The 16949-nt window shown below is 67.4% G+C and carries 9 protein-coding genes; 2 read left to right on the top strand and 7 right to left on the bottom strand.

All coding sequences use genetic code 11. The features are described 5' to 3' along the window. Window positions 1-75 precede the first annotated feature (75 nt). The 7 genes from ACA027_RS16070 to ACA027_RS16040 form a co-directional block, all read right to left on the bottom strand. Window positions 76-2199, bottom strand: coding sequence for an SWIM zinc finger family protein (locus tag ACA027_RS16070; protein WP_370679205.1), 2124 nt, complete (start codon window positions 2197-2199; stop codon window positions 76-78). Continuing rightward, window positions 2196-3320: a VWA domain-containing protein gene (locus ACA027_RS16065; RefSeq protein WP_370679204.1), complete on the bottom strand. Its 1125-nt coding sequence runs from the start codon at window positions 3318-3320 to the stop codon at window positions 2196-2198. Before ACA027_RS16065 ends, ACA027_RS16070 begins: the two co-directional genes overlap by 4 nt. Then, window positions 3310-5739: a DUF5682 family protein gene (locus ACA027_RS16060; protein ID WP_370679203.1), complete on the bottom strand. Its 2430-nt coding sequence runs from the start codon at window positions 5737-5739 to the stop codon at window positions 3310-3312. Before ACA027_RS16060 ends, ACA027_RS16065 begins: the two co-directional genes overlap by 11 nt. Before the next feature lie 151 nt (window positions 5740-5890). Continuing rightward, window positions 5891-7018 (bottom strand): AAA family ATPase, encoded by a 1128-nt coding sequence (locus ACA027_RS16055; RefSeq protein ID WP_370679202.1) that lies wholly within the window; start codon window positions 7016-7018, stop codon window positions 5891-5893. A 247-nt stretch (window positions 7019-7265) separates the two neighbouring features. Continuing rightward, window positions 7266-11435, bottom strand: a complete 4170-nt coding sequence (locus tag ACA027_RS16050; RefSeq protein WP_370679201.1) for a DUF4132 domain-containing protein — start codon at window positions 11433-11435, stop codon at window positions 7266-7268. Between the two features lie 143 nt (window positions 11436-11578). Next, complete coding sequence (gene dnaG, locus ACA027_RS16045) at window positions 11579-13690, bottom strand: DNA primase (protein WP_370679200.1); 2112 nt, start codon at window positions 13688-13690, stop codon at window positions 11579-11581. A gap of 167 nt (window positions 13691-13857) precedes the next feature. Further along, on the bottom strand, window positions 13858-14766 hold the full coding sequence (locus tag ACA027_RS16040; RefSeq protein ID WP_370679199.1) for a LysR family transcriptional regulator: 909 nt from the start codon (window positions 14764-14766) through the stop codon (window positions 13858-13860). 89 nt (window positions 14767-14855) lie between these two features. Here ACA027_RS16040 and ACA027_RS16035 point away from each other — a divergent pair, with 89 nt between their 5' ends. Both ACA027_RS16035 and ACA027_RS16030 read left to right on the top strand, forming a co-directional pair. Further along, window positions 14856-16247 (top strand): MFS transporter, encoded by a 1392-nt coding sequence (locus ACA027_RS16035; protein WP_370679198.1) that lies wholly within the window; start codon window positions 14856-14858, stop codon window positions 16245-16247. After that, window positions 16240-16644, top strand: a complete 405-nt coding sequence (locus tag ACA027_RS16030) for a DUF4440 domain-containing protein (protein WP_370679197.1) — start codon at window positions 16240-16242, stop codon at window positions 16642-16644. Before ACA027_RS16035 ends, ACA027_RS16030 begins: the two co-directional genes overlap by 8 nt. Window positions 16645-16949 lie beyond the last annotated feature (305 nt).

Genomic DNA, 16949 nt, shown 5'->3' with positions numbered 1-16949 from the left:
GGAGGTGTTGCTGTCGCTCTTGCCGATAAGATTCATATTATAACGATTTGCAAGATGTCAAGAGCTCTCGCACATTTATTTTTGATCCTGCAGTAAGAGCGTCAAAGCGCCCAGGCTGGCCAGCAGGGTCGGGTGCTCGCTGTCCCTGAGCTTGTTCAGGGCTTCTTGCATCAAGGCCGCGCAGCGCGGCAGCCCGGCCTGGCTCAGCTGCCTGGCCTGCTCACCGCCCCGTACCAGGCCAGAGGCGGATTGGTGGCGCAGCCCTTGGCGTAGCCAGACGGCCAGCATGTCCAGGCTGGATGCGGTCAGCGCTTGCAGCGCACCGCGCTCCGGACTGCCCTGGGCCAGGGGCAGTTGCTGCGGGCCGGCACCGGGTTCGGCCTGCAGGGCCAGGCCGCGTTCGACCGTGAGCAAGGCCAGGGGCTGCATCACTAACTGACCCGCCTGCAGCTGCACGCTGCCGGCCACGGCGCGCAGCGGCCCCCATTCGCCGGCCAAGGCCCGGGCCAGGGTGTCGACGGCTGCGGGTGCGGCGGCGTGGTGGGGCAGGGCCAGGTGCAGCACATGGCGCTCCTCTGCATCTGCTCCGGCTTCCTCCCCTGTTGCCAGCTTTGCATGCAAGACCTGGGCGCCTGCATCCCAGGCCTGCTCCAGCAGCCGCAGCTGCTCGCTGGCCAGCACATGCAGGGCACCGCCGGTGCCAGCGGCCGCGCCAGTGGCGGCCTGGCGTGGGGTGGCAAAGTCGGGCAGGGCCGATTCCAGGGCCTGGCGCAGCGTGGCGAGGCTGTGGTGCTTGAGCGGTGCAGCCAGGTCGTCCCAGGAGCGGGGCGACAGCGGCATGACGCCGGTCTGGCGTGTGCTAGCGCCAATGTCGATCAGCCCGTTGGCGCGGCGTACGGCGGTCTTGGTGATGACCTGGCCGCTGGCCAGCTGGCGCAGCGGAAAGCCGGCCACGCGGCGGTGGAGCAGGGCCGTGGCCGCAGGGCCTGTGTTGTTGTCATCGGCCAGCGGCCATTCGCGCTCCAGCACGGTGACGGTCTGGGTATCGGGGTCGGCAAACAGCAGGCTGGCGCCTTCGGCGGTCTCGCTGCGCCACAGCGCCGCGCCCAGGGAAACCAGGCGCAGATGGTCCAGCGCCAGCTCGCCCTTCACACCCAGGCCCAGAATCTGGCTGGCGAGCAGGGGCGGTGCAGCATCAGGCTGGCAACCCTCTGCATGGGCGGCGGCGCGCAGCCTGGCCCAGAGTTCGGTCGCCACGGCCAGCAGGCGGTGGGCATCAAAGCGGCTGCTGCGCGCCTGGTGGGCCTGCAGCAGCTGCCAGAGTTCATGAAGCCCATCGTCCACCCAGGCCCAGCCCAGGGCTTGGACCTGGGTGCGCAAGGCTTCAAAGCGTGCGGCCAGAGCCAGCAAGGGTTGGCTGGCACCATCCAGCCACAGGGCGGCAAGCAACTGGTCCAGCGCCTGCTGTGCACTGCGTGCGGCTTCGCTGTCCAGCAGCTTGCGGGCCTGGGGTGCCGGGGCGGTGGCGCTGCCTAGGCGCGGGCCCAGTTCCACCATGCGCTCGGGCGCATCGGCGGTCATGGGGCCGGTCTGCTGGTAGGCCCATACGGCCATCAGCACGTGGGCGCAGCCGCTGCCTTGCTTGCAGTCGCAGCGTGCATGGGCCAGGGAGCTGCGCGAGAAAAACCGCACGCTGCACATGGGCAGGCGCGCGCTGGGCGGCTGCTGCTCACCCACGCCGGGCAGCAGGGCAATCACCGGGCGCTGGGCCGCCAGCTCGCCGGCCTGGGCCTGGACCGAGGGCGAGAACACCTGGGTCAAGGCGGCGTCGTCAAACTCGGCCGGCGTCCAGACCTCGGCCTGTAGCGGCTCCTGAGCCTGGGTGGCAGAACCCGAAGCCGGCGCGCTGTCTTGCTCTGGAGCTTGCGCCTGTGCCTGGTAGGCCAGCACCAGCATCACCCGGTGCCGGCACATGCCGCTGGCCGGGCAGGTGCAGCTGGCGTCGCGCAGCGTGCGGCCTGGGGGCAAGCGGGTGCTGACGCCATCGTCAAAATGCGCCGCCACTTCGCCGTCGTCTGCGGCCTCTATGCGCGGCAGCAGGCCGGCGGCCACGTCTTTTTGCGCGCGCTTCACAAAACCGGCATTGGCCAGGGCCGTCAAGGCCTGTGGTGTGAGCTCCAGCAGATCGGGGCGACTCATGCCTGCACCTTTTCGGCCAGCCAGCCGGCCAACTGTCCCGGCGTCATGGCGCCCACCTGGGCGCCCACGCTCACCAGGCGCGCGGCCATTTCCCGGTCGTAGGCGGGCTGGGCTTCGGAATCCAGTGCGGCCAGGCCCAGCACCTTGGTGCCGGCTTCGGTCAGCGCACGCACGCGGCGCACCAGCTCGCTGTCGCTGCCGCCTTCGTAAAAGTCGCTGACCAGCACCACCATGCTTTTGGCCGGGTTGCTGATCAGCGACTGGGCATAGCCCACGGCCTTGGCGATATAGGTGCCGCCGCCCAGCTGCACCTTCATCAGCAGCTCCACGGGGTCGGCTACATCGGCGGTGAGGTCCACCACCTCGGTGTCAAAGGCCACCAGGCGGGTGCGCATGCCGGGCAGCTGCCACAGGCAGGCCGCCATCACGGCGCTGTGGATCACCGAGTCCACCATGGAGCCGCTCTGGTCGATCAGCAAGATGATGTCCCAGGGCTCGATATGGCGGCGCGTGCGGCTGTTGAACAGCGGGGTCTGCAGGTACAGACGCTGGCTTTTGGGGTCCCAGCGGTGCAGATTGGCCGCAATCGTGTGCTTGAAGTCAAAGTTGCGCGCAATCTTGATGCGCGATCGCCGGCGCCTGTCGCGCGTGCCGCCAAAGGCCTGGCGCACCTCGGTGGCCATTTTCTCCATGATGCGGCGCACTACCTCGGCCACCAGCTTGCGTGCTGCGGCCAGTACCTCGGGGTTCATCAAATGCTTGGTGTGCAGCACGGCGCGCAGCAGGGATTCGGAGGGTTCTATACGCTCCAGCACTTCCAGATTGGTCACCACCTCGTCAATGCCGAAGCGCTCCACGGCGTCGCGCTCCAGCCGCTCTATGACCTCTTTGGGGAACAGCTGGTGGATGGTGTTGATCCAGTCAGGCGTGGACAGGGCCGAAGGCCCCAGACCTGCCGCACGTTCACCGCGCTGGGCGCGGTCCGGGTCGCGGCCGTAGAGCCAGTCCAGGGCCGCATCCGCGGCCTGGGCCTGCTCGCCCAGGCTGCCGCAGGCCGCTTCGGCGGATTCACCCAGCAGCAAGCGCCAGCGCTGCAGGGGCTCGGTAATGTCAAAGGCCATGTTCGATTCCTGTGTCTATGCCCCACATCGCCAGTCGCTGTGCGGCCCGGGCTTCCCAGGCCGTGGCCTGCGCGGTTTCTTTGGGGGTGAGCGCGGTCTGCAAGGGGCCTGTCAGCACACGCTGGGACAAATGCGTGGCCTGATGCAACTGCAAGACCTGCTCGGCCAGGGCGGCGCGCTCACGCGGCGGCAGCCAGGCAAAGGCCGAGCGCAGCGCGGGCAGGGCCAGCGCAAAGTCCATGCCGTCCAATGTGCGCACCAGGGCGTCCAGGCCGGCGGCAAAGCCGGGCTCGCTGGCCAGGGCCTCACGCGCCAGGGCCAGCAGGCCGGCCAGGGCGTCGCCCAGCGTGGCCGGGGGCAGCTGCCGCAGCAGGCCCATGGCCTGTTCCAGGCTGACGTCCTGGGGCGCGGCCTGGGCAATGGCTTGGGTCATGGCCCGGGTCTCGGCCACCCGGCCCGAAAGGCTGAAGGCCGCACCCAGGGCGGCGCCACGGCTTAAGGGCGCGGCAGCGGGGTCGGCAGCCTTGCGTTGCCACAGGCCCAGGGCGCGCAGCGGCTCAATATCCAGGGCCTGGCCGTCACCGGGCTGTGCGGCCAGCCTGTCGCTGACGATCTGTTTCAGTGCCTTGTAGCCCTGCAAATGGGCTTCCATCTCGGCGGGAGGGATGACGGTGGCGGGCTCCAGCAACCACAGCGCGCGGTCAAAGCCGGCTTGCACCACCACGCGCAGCACGGGTGCGCCAGCCATGCCCAGCGTCTGGCCGTGGCGCAGCAGCACATGCAGCAGGCCCAGGGCCGGGGCCAGAGCCTCAAAGCGGCCCTCGTTGGCCACGGCGGTCTGCAGCTCACGCAGCAAGCGGTCGCTCAATGCAGAAAGACCGGCCCAGGCTGCGCGGTTCAGGCCCTGGGCCAGCGGCTCTATGCGGCCCTGGGCGCGGTGCAGCTGGTCCTCCAGCTTGGCGCGGGCGGCGTCCTGCAGCGTGGCACCCCAGGCGCCGGCCTCAATCAGCGCGGCCTGCTGTTCCAGCGGGGCCCGCAACTCCCATTGCTCGCCGCGCTCGGCCGACAGGGCCAGCTCCGGGCCCTGCGTGCGGCGGATGCCGGGTAGCTCCAGAATCTGCAGCCGGTGCAGCAAGCGGCTTTTGGCACGGTCGGTCTGGGACAAGAGATCGAGCTTGAGCGTGCCGCGCAAGCTGATGCCCAGCGCCTCCAGCTCGGCGGCCACGGCGGCCACCAGCGGCGGCTGGGGCGTGCCAGGGGCCAGTCGGCCCGCGCTGTCGCCGGCCAGCACATCCATGGCCAGCACCAGCACGGGGTCGGTGCCCGGGCGCAGCGGGCCGCGGTAAGACCAGGGCAGGGGGGCATCCAGCGCGTTCTTGACCAGGGCGCCGGCCATGGCATCCAGCCAGTCGCTGCGCAGCGGCTGCACATGGCCGCGCAGCCGTGCCAGCCCCAGGGCCTTACCGTGCACGGCCATCAGGTCGGCGGTGGAGGCGGGCAGTTTTTTGTCACGCATGCGGCCCAGCACGGCCTGCAGCGCGCGCCGGGCCGCGCCCTCGCTGCCATGCTCCCACAGCCACTGGTACCAGGTGGGCGAGGGCATGCCTGCGGCATAGCCGGCAAATGCATCCAGGCGCTTGAAGGTATAGGGCACGAGAAATGAGCCAAAACGCGGTGCGTCGCTGGGCCCATCAGCGCTGATAGCTCCTGATTCCGTAGTGGAATCAGGCAGCGGCGTCTCCGGGAGTTCTGCGGACACCTCGGTCCACAGCCGGCCCAGCGCCGGGGCGTGGTAGCCCCCGCACACCACCAGCACCGGGCCGGTGCCCTGGGCCATGGCCCAGGCGATCCAGCGGGCCATCATCTGCTCGCGCTGCTGGTTGCCCAAGGAGCCGGGTTCGTGCGCCGGGCGCAGGTGGGCGAAGTAGGTGGACAGGCGCTGTGCCAGCTCACCATCCTCGCAGCCATCTTCGAACAAATGGTCCCACAGCGCATCGCGCCCTTGCACGGACAGCTGCTGCTCCAGCGCCTGTTCGTAAGCCTCTGCCTGGTGCTCGTGCTCGGCGTCGGCCACATCGGCATAGCGGTTTTCCAGCTGGCCCAAGGCCTTGTGCCAGGCCGGCAGGTCGATAAAGCGCAGCTGCGCCCCCGTCTCGCGGCCCACGACCAGGGCCTGCCATTCGGGCGAATGCTCGGCAAATGGCGACCAGGAGCCGTGGTGGACTTCACCCGTGGACAGATAGCTGTAAATGGCCACCGGCAACTGGTGGGGCAGGGCCAGCTCGTCCAGGCGCGCGTTGAAGTCTGCCGGGCCTTCGATGAGCACAAAGGCAGGTTGCAGCGCGCGTATGCGCCGGGCCACCAGCCGCGCGCAGGCTGGGCTGTGGTGGCGTACGCCAATGATTTCAGGAAGGTTCATCTCAGCAATCCAGGGCGGGGCGATGCGCATGCAACTGGCTCGTACCAGGCGTGGGACAGCGAGCAAGGGCCGCCCCTATGCTTAGGCTGTCGTCCCCCTCCCTCGCGCAGCGAGAGAGAGGGGGAAGGCGCGTAGCGACTCAGGGGGAGCTTCATGGAAGCCTATGTCTTGCCTCGTAGTACGCCTTCCAGTGCGCGCCCTGGCGCTTGGCCGCCTTTTGCTCAAAGTAGCGGCGCAGCTTGGCGCGGTCGTCGGCATTGTCCTTGACCACGGTGCCGGCAATGCAGTCCACCAGGTCCTGGGGCGAGCCCTCGCGCTGCTCCAGAAACCAGGCGCGCACGCCCACGGCATGGGCCACGTTCACGGCCTCGGCCGTGGACATCACGGCGCTGAGCTTGTCCATGGCGCCGCCGCTCCCACTGTCACCGGCACCGCGCAGATCGCGGAAGGTGGTGACCAGCAGCTCCAGCACGGGCGCGGGCAAGGTCTGGGGAATGCCGCTTTGGACCAGCAGGCGGGCGCTGGCCTCTTGCACCAGGGCCATTTCGCTGTCGAAGTTGAGAATGGGGAACACGGTCTCGAAGTCGAAGCGGCGCTTGAGCGCCGCGCTCATCTCGTTGACGCCGCGGTCGCGCGTATTGGCCGTGGCAATGATGTTGAAACCTTCGCGGGCATAGAGCATGCCGTGCTCGCCGGCCAGTTCGGGCACGGCCATCACGCGGTCGGACAGCATGCCCAGCAGGCAGTCCTGCACCTCCAGCGGGGCGCGCGTGATTTCTTCAAAGCGCACGATCTGCCCGGCCTGCATGCCCTGGTAGAGCGGAGCCGGCACCAGGGCGCGCGGGCTGGGGCCTTCGTTGATCAGCAGGGCGTAGTTCCAGCCGTATTTGATCTGGTCCTCGGTAATGGAGGCACCGCCCTGGATGGTCAGCGTGGAGCTGCCGCAGACGGCCGCAGCCAGCAGCTCGGACAGCATGGACTTGGCCGTGCCCGGTTCGCCCACCAGCATCAAACCCCGGCCCGTGGCCAGGGTCACCAGCATGCGCTCTATGCCGGCCACGGGGGCCACTATTTTTGGCGCAATGCCCAGAGCCGCATCGCCCAAAATAAAGCTGCGCGCGGCCTTGAGGCTGAGCCGCCAGCCCGGGGGGCGCGGCTGGCCCGCGTCCAGGGCCTGGAGCTGAGCCAGCTGCGCGGCGTATTGGATTTCCGCCGGCGGGCGCTGCAAAACAGGCTGGCCTGCAGCCGCGCTGGATGTCGATTTACGTGAAGTCGCCATACAAATTTCTGTGTGTTGGATGGTCAAAGCGAAGGCGGGTGAGACCAGCGTATTGCGCTGTGCCAGCAGGCCCCTCACCCCCACCCTCTCCCCAAAGGGGCGAGGGAGTAAAGAGGGGCGCAGCGCACAAAACCGGCGCGACCCAAGGCCAGGACACCGCGCAAGGGCCGCCCCGCCGCGCTGGTGTCGTCCCCCTCCGGCGAAGCCAGAGAGGGGGAAGGCGCGCAGCGACTCAGGGGGGGATTTATCAAGCGCGCAGCGCCTCCAGGTCACGGACCAGCTCGCTGGCCGAAATCTCATCAAGGATGGTGAAAGCCTCGGGCTTGTCGATCTCGCCCCAGGAGGCGGGCTTGCCCACATGGACGTCGCCCAGCTCCTGCTCGGGGTATTCGTCGACCATGCCGACGATGATGCCCGGGTCCAGATACAGCTCGATGACCTTGCCGTTGCCAAGGGGCTTGGTGAAATACCAGATGCCGCCGCCGTCTTGGGCCTGGCCACGGCGCCAGCCCTTGTTAACCAGGCCCAGCACACGGCCCGTGGGCACTTTGGCGCCCTTCCAGCGCTCGAGCTTGAGGGCCTTGCTTTCGTCTTCGTTCAGCGTATAGGTGTCGCGGCCAATCTGGGCAAAGGGCTGGAGCAGCTCGTAGTCGGCAAACACCTGGCCAAAGGCGGCGGCATCGGCCGCCGACAGCTCCAGCGCATGGGGCACGCCGATGCGGATGGTCTCGCCCTCGGGCAGTTCGAAGTCATCGTCCTCGGCCGTGGTGAAGCTGCCATCCTCGGCCACGCGGAAACAGGCCTGCAGCTGGCCGCCATAGCTGGTCTGGCCCGGCAGCTCGTACACGCCCCAGATCAGGCGCTGCACGATGTGGCGCACCAGCGGGTGCTCGACCAGGAACATGCGGAACAGCGCGGGCGTCCAGCGGCGGCGCGCGCACATGGCCACTTCCAGGCGCAGCAGCTGCTGGCTGGCAATGGTGCGCACGTCTTTTTTCAGCAGCTTGAAGCGCTCGGTTGCCTCCTTGGACAGGGCCGCGTCATCGCTCTTCTTGGGCTTGGGCAGATCGGGCAGGCGTGCGCCGGGGCGGCCATCGGCGTCCAGCTCGCGCACATAGGGCTTCAGCGTTTCGTCAAAGCCCACCACAAAGGCGCGCGGGCCAAAGTCCAGCCTCAAAGTGCCCTGGGCGTCCAGTCCCAGGTCGGGGGCGAGGCGGTCTTCCAGCTCCTCGGTGGAGAGGCCGCGGGCCTCGGCAATGGCATTGATTTTTTCGCGGGCCTTGTCCTGCAGGCCCTTGAACTTGATCTTCTGCGCAATGCCGTTGAGCAGCATCAGCGCCACGTCGGTGCCAATGCCGGCCAGCACATCCAGGCCGGTGACGGCGCGGGCATGGGCCGATTCGCCGGGCCAGGCGCGGATAAAGGGAGTGAGCTTGCGCGCGGTCTCGTCCGTGCCCAGAGCGCCCAGGGCCGTCAGCGCCCAGCCTTCCTTGCTGGGGGCACCGGCCTCCAGCCAGGCGCTGAAGGCGTCCCAGCCAAAGTCGGCCAGCGATTCGCGCAGGCAGGCGGCCTGCACATCGGCAATGCCGGCATAGACCTCTTCGTTGGTGGGAAAGCCCAGCATCTGGCCCAGGGCGTCCAAGGCCTCGTCGGGCAAGGCCTTGCCGTTGGCGAGCTGCGGGCGGCGCCAGCCGCGCGGCTGCCACCATTCGGGCAGCTTGCTGCGCTTGGTGGGAAAGCGGTCCAGCGGGTTTTCATCCAGCACGGCCTGCAATGCGTTCACCACGTCTTCGCGGCCATAGCGCGCCGCCACCTCTTGCAGCAAGGCCGCATGGCCGTTGGCTTGTAGCAGGCGCAGGGCGGAGCCTGCGCAGTCGCGTGCCTCGCCGGGCTTGCCCAGGGCCGGTGCCAGCAGCGCGCAGGCCGCATGCTCGGGGTGTTTGAGCAGCCATTGGCGGCCCGCGTCGCGCAGCGACTTGAGCTTGGCAAAGGCCCGGGCCGCAGGGGCCGCCAGCTCCACGGCGCCAAAGTTCAGCGCCAGTTCCAGGTTCTCGCTGGGCTTGCTGCGCACCATGGCCAGCAGGCCGGGCAAACCGGCCAGGCCCAGCTTGGCAGCCATAAAGTCCACGCCGCGCGTGTCCGTGGCCTCACCTGCCACGGCATTCCAGAACGGGGCGGCCATCTCTTCGGGCAGCAGGCTGATGTATTCGGCGTAGAAGTAAAACCAGTAGTAGCGCTCTTTTTTGCGCTGCTCCACCATGGCGCGCCAGGCCGTGATCAAGGCCTCGGTGTCGCGCTGGCGTATGGCGGCCGCGGCGTTTTCCAGGGGGTGCTTGAACTGTTTTTTGTTGTCGTCAAAGCCCAGTCGGTCCACCAGCTCCAGCACGTTCTTGCTGGCGCTGTCAAAGCGCTTTTGCTCCCATTGGTTGAGTTCCAAGGCCTTGTCGCGTGCGCCATCGGCCCATTGTTCGGTGGGCTCCAGCGTCAAAGGCTCCAGGGCCAGGGCGGTGGCGGCCTTTTTCTGTACCTTGGCCTGCCAGGGCGGGGCGGCCAGCACCTGGGGCAGCTCGCTCACGGCGGCCACCTCGGCGGGGCCGGCCAGCAGGGCCAGCTGGCGGTCTATGGTGGCCTGGGCTGCGCTGTCCAGCCAGGGGCGTAGCGCATCGACCTGCCCGCTGTGGGCGCGCAGCAGCCGTGTGAGGCTGGGGGTCAGGAAGCCGGCGTCTTTGCCGCCCGAGGCAATCAGCTTGGCGAGGGCCACCATGGCCGCCAGCGGCCAGCGGTCCACCGCCAGGGCCAGGCGCGCCAGTGCGCCCTTGGAGCCGCTGGCCACGCGCGCCAGGGCGGTGACGGCTTCGGGCGTGCCCATGGCGGCCAGGGCGTCGCCGGCCTCATCCTGGGCCGCGCCGCGCTCCAGCAAGGCAAGAGCGTCCAGGCCGCGCTCCAGCAGCAAGGTGGCCACCATGCGCTGGTTGTCCCACAGGCCGCTGGAATAGCTTTGCTTGACCTTGACCAGGGCTGCGATGGCGGCCGGGTCGGTGGCCGTGAGCAGCAGCCAGTGCGCGCTCTCGGGTGTGTCTTTTTCGGCGGTGAGCTCGAAGGCCAGGGCATCGGCCATGTCGGTGCACTCGGGCACCAGCAGGGCCACGGCCGTTTTGCGGCTGGGGTGCAGCGTGGGCAGGGCCGCGGCAATCTTCTCGGCGCAGACCTGCCACTCGGCTTCGGGGGCGGCCGACAGGTGCTTGCGCATCTGCTCCTCGGTCTCGCCCAGGGGGCCATACCAGCTGTCCGAGACCGGGCCGGTGACCGTGCTGTGCAGCGTGCTGACATGGCCCTTGGCCTTGCTGTCGTAGCTGCTGCTGACCTGGAGCTGCTGGGACGCGAGGTAAATGTCCATGGCGCCGGGCAGGCCGTACTGGGCCACGAGGTAGTTGATCGTGCTGGCGCCGATTTCGACATCGCCGTGGTAGCGGCGCGTGCCCATGGCGCGGGCCAGCAGTGCGCTGTCGGCCTCGGTGTCGGCCACGGGCTCGGACTGGGTCAGGCGCGAGAGCATGCGTTCCAGCGCGGGGCGCAGCACGGGATCGCAGCCGGCCAGGTCGACACGGCCGTTGTCCTTGGCCATGGGGCGCACCAGATGCCAGGCCGCGGCCGCACTGGGCGCGGGTTTGGGCTTTTGCGGGTGACGACGCGTGGCATAGGCCAGATTGCGCAGGCTGGCCGGCAGGCGCAGCAGCTCGCCCTGGGCCCAGGGCGGCGTGCTGGTGTCGGTCGCTGCGACCACCAGCGCTGGCTGGGATTGCTCGGCCATCTCTGCGATCTGCTCGGCTCTTTCCTCGCCCAGTTCTTTGGCAATGCTCTGGGCCTTGTCCTGCACCTTGGCCGTGCTGCCCCAGCCGTAAAGCATGCCTGTGGACTTGAGCTGCTCGAAGGCCATGGTGGCACCCCGATCGCTCACGCCATGCAGGCGCTTGAGTTGGGCGGCCGACAGATCATGGCCCAGCTTGAGCGTGCCGTCCTCGATCTGGGCGCGCACGGCCTCGAACACGCGCTCGCATTGCGCGTCCAGGCTCTCGGCGGGGGCTGCGGGTGCGGCAGGCACCGCGCTGGCTGGCGGGGCTGCAGGCTTGGCGGTTTTGACGGTCTTGGCCGCAGCCGGCTTGGGTGCGGTGGCCGAGGTGGCTGCTGGCGTTGCACCCACCACCGCGGTGGCGCCGGTCTCGGCATAGCCCTTGGCGGTTTTTTCCTTGACCAGCTTGTTGAGCGCCGCCAGGGCCTTGGCCGCATCGGCAAAAGACTTGGTCTGGCTTTGACCCGCAGTGCCTATGCGACCCCAGGCGATGCTGAGTTCGCTGTCGTTTTGCTCGATTTCCCAGAACTTGCTGGCCGTTCCTTCGACCAGTTCAAAACGGCGCATGCCTATTTCCTTTCAGAGATCACCAACAAAGTCTTTGCCAGCTTGGGCTGAAGACTTTGTGAACCTGTGAATGGTATAGGCCTGGGAGTGGCGTTCCGCCGGGATGGCCCAGAATTTGCGGGGCAGGTGCCGCGCCAGGGCGCTCAGGGCGCTGGCTGCGGCTGTGCGGAAAGTTGCTTGCGCCGCTCCTGCAGCGCGCGGTAACGCTGCACGGCCAGAGGGTCAGTGGCCACTTCGGAGAGGGCCTGCTTTTCCAGCTCCATCAGGCGTTTGGCCAGCATGGGGTTGATGACGCTGCGCAGCTCGCAGCGCAGCTCGGGCAGCTCGCCCTCGGGCTGCCCGTGGGGCCCCTCCATGAGCGTGCGGGCCAGTTTGGCTTCGGCGCTGTCGCCCAGCCGCCCTTGCAGCACGGCCCAGGACTGGGCGCCATGCTCCTGGTATTGGCTTTCCACCCAGGCAAACAGCGGGCCATGGGGCGCGGGCTGGCTGACCAGGGCGTCCAGGTCTTCGTTGGCCAGCTCCTCCATGAATTCCATATGCGCCAGCAGCAGGCGGGCGGCCTGGTCCGGTCCCAAGGGCTGGGGAATGCGTGGCAGGCGGGGGGCATCGTTCCAGCCATTGCCGTCCTTGCGGTCCTTGCTCCAGGGCTTGCGGCCGCGCCCGCCATAAGCCCCATTGCCAGCGCCTGCCTGGCCATCGCGCCAGTTGCCACGGCCGCTGCCGCGCGGGTCGCGTCCATAGCCACCTGCCGCGCCATAGCCGCCACCGTCGGCGGCCGGGTGGTAGGCCTGGCCGCCTGCATCGCCCCAGCCCTCATGGGCGCTGTGACCGCCATAGTTTGCAGGGCCTCCCCAGTCGGCATCGGGCGGCGCCCATTCGCCGGGGGGCGGGGCTGCGCTGGGGGCGGCCTGGGGGTGGGCGGCGGTACCCCCGCGCTGCCAGCGGGCTTCCTGGGCGGCGGTCTGCTCCCACAGCTCGGACAGATTGCTGCTGGAGAGCTGGGCCTTGCCGGCGATCTCGGCCAGCAGCTGCAGCTTGAGCGCGCCCTCGGGCAGCAGATTCCACAGCGGCCGCGCCTGGCTGGCCATGCGGGCGCGGCCCTCGGCCTGGCCCAGGTCGCAGCCTTCGCTGATGGCGTCGAGCAAAAAGCGCGACAGCGGCAGGGCGTCGCCCACATGGCGGGCAAAGGCGTCGCTGCCATGCTCGCGGATAAAGCTGTCGGGGTCGTGTTCGGCCGGCAGAAACAGAAACTTCACGCTGCGCGTGTCGCTGGCATAGGGCAGGGCCGCTTCCAGGGCCTTGCGCGCGGCGCGGCGGCCGGCAGCGTCGCCGTCAAAGCTGAAGACCACGGCATCGGTGAAGCGAAACAGCTTGTGCACATGGTCGGGCGTGCAGGCCGTACCCAGCGTGGCCACGGCGTTGGGAAAGCCCAGCTGCGCCAGGGCCACCACGTCCATATAGCCTTCGGTGACCAGGGCATAGCCTTTTTCGCGCAGGGCGTTGCGGGCTTCGAACAGGCCGTAGAGCTCGCGGCCCTTGTGGAACAGCGGGGTCTCGGGCGAGTTCAGGTATTTGGGTTTTTCGTCCCCCATCACACGGCCGCCAAAGCCTATGCATTCGCCCTTGACGTTGCGAATGGGGAACATGATGCGATCGCGAAAGCGGTCGTAGCGCTTGTCATCGTCCTCGTTGACGATGACCAGGCCGGCCTCCTGCAGCTGCGGATCGTCATAGGCCGGGAACACACCGGCCAGATGGCGCCAGCCCGCAGGCGCATAGCCCAGGCCGTAGCGGCTGCAGATGGCGCCGGAAACGCCGCGCTTTTTCAGGTAGTCCACCGCGTGGGCGCCGTCCTTGAGCTGCTTGCGGTAGGAGTCGCCTGCGCGCTCCAGCACATCGGTGAGCGAGGCCTGCTGGCGCTTTTGCGCGGCCTGGCGCTCGCGCTCGGCCGGGCTCACATCGTCTTGCGGCACCTGCAGGCCCACTTGCTGGGCTAGGTCTTGCACGGCCTCGACAAAGCCCATGCCGGCATGCTCCATCAAAAAGCTGATGGCATTGCCGTTCTTGCCGCAGCCAAAGCAGTGATAGAACTGCTTGGACGGGCTGACGCTGAAGGAGGGCGACTTCTCTCCATGGAAGGGGCACAGGCCCATGAAGTTGGCACCGCCTTTTTTGAGCGGCACATAGCGACCCACCACGTCGACGACATCGACGCGCGCGAGCAGCTCCTGGAGAAAAGACTGGGGGATGGACACCGGCCGTATTGTGCGCCATGGCGGCTATCCGCTGCAGGCGGCTGTGCATTGCAAAAACCGTAGCGCCTATCGCCTGTGCTTATTCGGTTTCCAATTTGTTTGGCTTCAAGATCCAGTCTGTATCAGCAGTAGATGCTCTCAAAAAAGGAGTTGCCTGGGCGGCGGCATCACGCCGTGGGCCCCAGGTGCTCGCAGAGAAAATCAATGAAGGCGCGCGTCTTGCGCGGCAGATGGCGGCTGTTGGGGAATACCGCGCTGATGGCCTGTTGGGGCAGGTTGTAAGCGGGCAAGAGCCGCTGCAGCGCCCCGCTGGCCAGGTCGGCCTCGACCAGCCAGGCCGGCAAGACGGCAACGCCCAGGCCCGCCAGCGCCAGGCTGCGGATAGCCGAGGAGGCGTTGGACTGGTGGGCCATGGGCCCGCCGACCTCGATGCTCTGGCCTTGCGGCCCTTGCATGCGCCATTGGGTGGGGGCGCTGAGGTTGCTGTTGGCAATCCAGGGTGCGGTGGCAAGGTCTGCCGGCGCGTGGATGGGGTGGCGGGCCAAAAAGGCCGGGGCAGCCACCAGCCAGATGGCGTAGTCGGCCAGCTTGCGGCTTTTGAAGTTGGAGTCCGCCAGGCTGCCCAGGCGCACCACCAGATCCAGCTTTTCGGCCACCAGATCGCTGAGCGACGAGTTGGTGTCGTAGCTGATGGTGATGTCCGGGTGCCGCTTCACAAACCGGGCAATCAGCGGGAGCAGGTATCGCTCGCCATATTCGCTGGTGGTGCTGATGCGCAAATGGCCCGTGATCCGGCTGCGCCGCTGCATGACGCTTTCAAACGCGTGGTCGATTCCGCTGACGATGTCCTGGAACTCGTCGTACAGGGCCTGGCCGGATTCGGTCAGCGAGATGCTGCGGGTGTTGCGCAGCAGCAGCGCCACCGACAACGACTCTTCCAGAGCTTTGACATGCAGGCTGGCCATGGCCTTGCTGATGGACAGGTAGTCGGCCGCCTTGGTGTAGGAGCCGCAGTCCACCACCGCCAAGAAAGTTTGCACCCGGTGCAGCTGTGTGTGGATGGCAGTGCGGGCCATTGTTCAATCCCATTAAACAGAGATTCAAGCATAGCCGCATCGACAGCCGCTGTGGCCGGCTGCACCATGCCGGCTCACAAGGATGGAAGATGACATACCGCTACCGCATGGCCACGGTTTTTTTGCTGGGCTTTTTTATTGATTGCATCAATATCTTCATGCCCGTGGTGGCGCTGCCGCGCATCACGGCGGAGCTGGGGGCCAGCAACGCCAGCAGCGCCTGGGTGGGCAATGCTTATATTTTGGGGCTGACCCTGGTCATTCCGCTCAGCCCCTGGCTGGCTGGCCGCTGGGGCGCGCGAAGAATGCTGACGGCCTCCATGCTGGCCTTCAGCCTGGCGGTGTGGGCCTGCGGTCAGGCCGCCAGCTTTGAGCAGTTGCTGGGCTGGCGCCTGGTTCAGGGCATGGCAGGCGGCCTGCTCATTCCCGTGGGGCAGGCGATGGCGTTCAATCTGTTCCAGGGCGAGGAGCGGGCCCGCGTCTCCACCCTGGTCATGGCCGTGGCGCTGATCGCGCCGGCGCTGTCGCCCATGCTGGGCGGGATGATTGTCGACCACAGCTCCTGGCGCTGGGTGTTCCACGCCAACATCCCGCTGTCCTTGCTGGCGGCCGCCCTGTGCTGGTGCTGGGTGCGCGATGCACCGGCGCAAGCGCTGTCACCCACATCCGTCACAACGCGCTTGAGCGCGCCGCTGCGCCCGGATATTTGGGGCCTGCTGCTCATCAGCGCGGCGCTGGCCTGCGCGCTTCTGGGCATGTCGCTGTATGGCGCGGGCCAAGAGGGCGTGACGGTGCTGCTGTGCCTGGCGGCCGGCGCGGTGTTTGGTGGGCTGTATCTGCGGCATGGCCGCCAAACAGACAATGCCATCGTGGACTTGCGGCTGCTGAAAAGCCCCAGGCTGAGGGTCTCCATCCTGGTCTATTACGCCGTGCCCGGCATCTTCACCGGCGTCAATCTGCTCAATATCTTCTACCTGCAGGACAGCTTGCAGCTGCGCGCCGAGACCACGGGCATGTTCATGCTGGTCTACGCCTGCGGCGCTCTGGTGGCCATGGTGCTGGGTGGCCGGGTCTATGGCCGCATGGGTGCTCCGCGCCTGTTCCTGACCGGCATGCTGCTGCACAGTCTGGGCATTGCCTGCCTGGTGATGGTGGACAGCACAGCGGATATGGGGATGCTGGTCGCTGCCTACGGCCTGATGGGCCTGGGCGGGGGCATGGGCGCCAACACCGCCCAGACCACGGCGCTGCTGGACTTTGACGGCCAGGACACGCACCAGGCCAGCGTGCTGTGGAACATCAACCGCCAAATGGCTTTCAGCGTGGGCGCTGCAGCGCTGCTCATGGTCTTCAACCTGCTGTTGCACCGCATGGATATGGTCCGCGCCTACCGCCTTACCTTTGCCCTGGCTGCACTCGCTGGCCTGGCGCCGATTTTGCAACTGCGCACATTGCGCCCACAGAAAGCTTTTTATGCATAAGCAGGCCACGGTCGACGCTGCCAAGCGCAGCATCTTGCGGGTTCACGAACTGATCCACTGCATCTTCACCGGCGAGGCCGAGGCGGCCCACGCCGCTTTGCAGCAGCTGATGCCGCTTTTTTCCGAGGACTTCAGCATGGTGGCCACCTCGGGCCAGGTCGTGGGTCTTCACCAGGTGGAGCAGGCCTTTGCGCGCGCGGCCGGCAGCAAGCCGGGGCTGCGCATGGAAGTCAGCGACATGGAGCCCGTGTGGCAGGACGGCAGCCATATCGCCATGCGCTACCGGGAGACCCACCACCTGAATGGGCTGAGCACCGTGCGCTGTTCGGTGGTGCTGCTGCATTGCGCGGAGCAGGCGGTGCGCTGGAACTATCTGCACGAGACGGCGCTGGCTTAGAGCGTGGGGCCATGGGCATGCTCAGTCTGCTGGCCCGGGCATAAAAAAGGCCCGCATCGGTGGATGCGGGCCGGTCTCCTCCGCCCAGGTACATGCCCGGGCGTTCCTCGTTGAAACACAAAATGCAAAAGAATTGCACCGGCGCTCTGGTCAGAGCGGTTCTGCGCAATCCATTCCTGCATTGTAGAAAAGAAATGACAAAAACATCTATTGCTGTAATTGATGTCTTATATAAGACGTAAGTTTGCGCGCGATGTGGAATGGTGTTAGGTGGTCTTGATGTGCTGCAGGTGATTGAATTTATT

The sequence above is a fragment of the Comamonas sp. GB3 AK4-5 genome (assembly GCF_041320665.1).
Classification (GTDB): Bacteria; Pseudomonadota; Gammaproteobacteria; order Burkholderiales; family Burkholderiaceae_C; genus Comamonas.
This window is presented reverse-complemented; position numbering and strand designations above follow the sequence as displayed.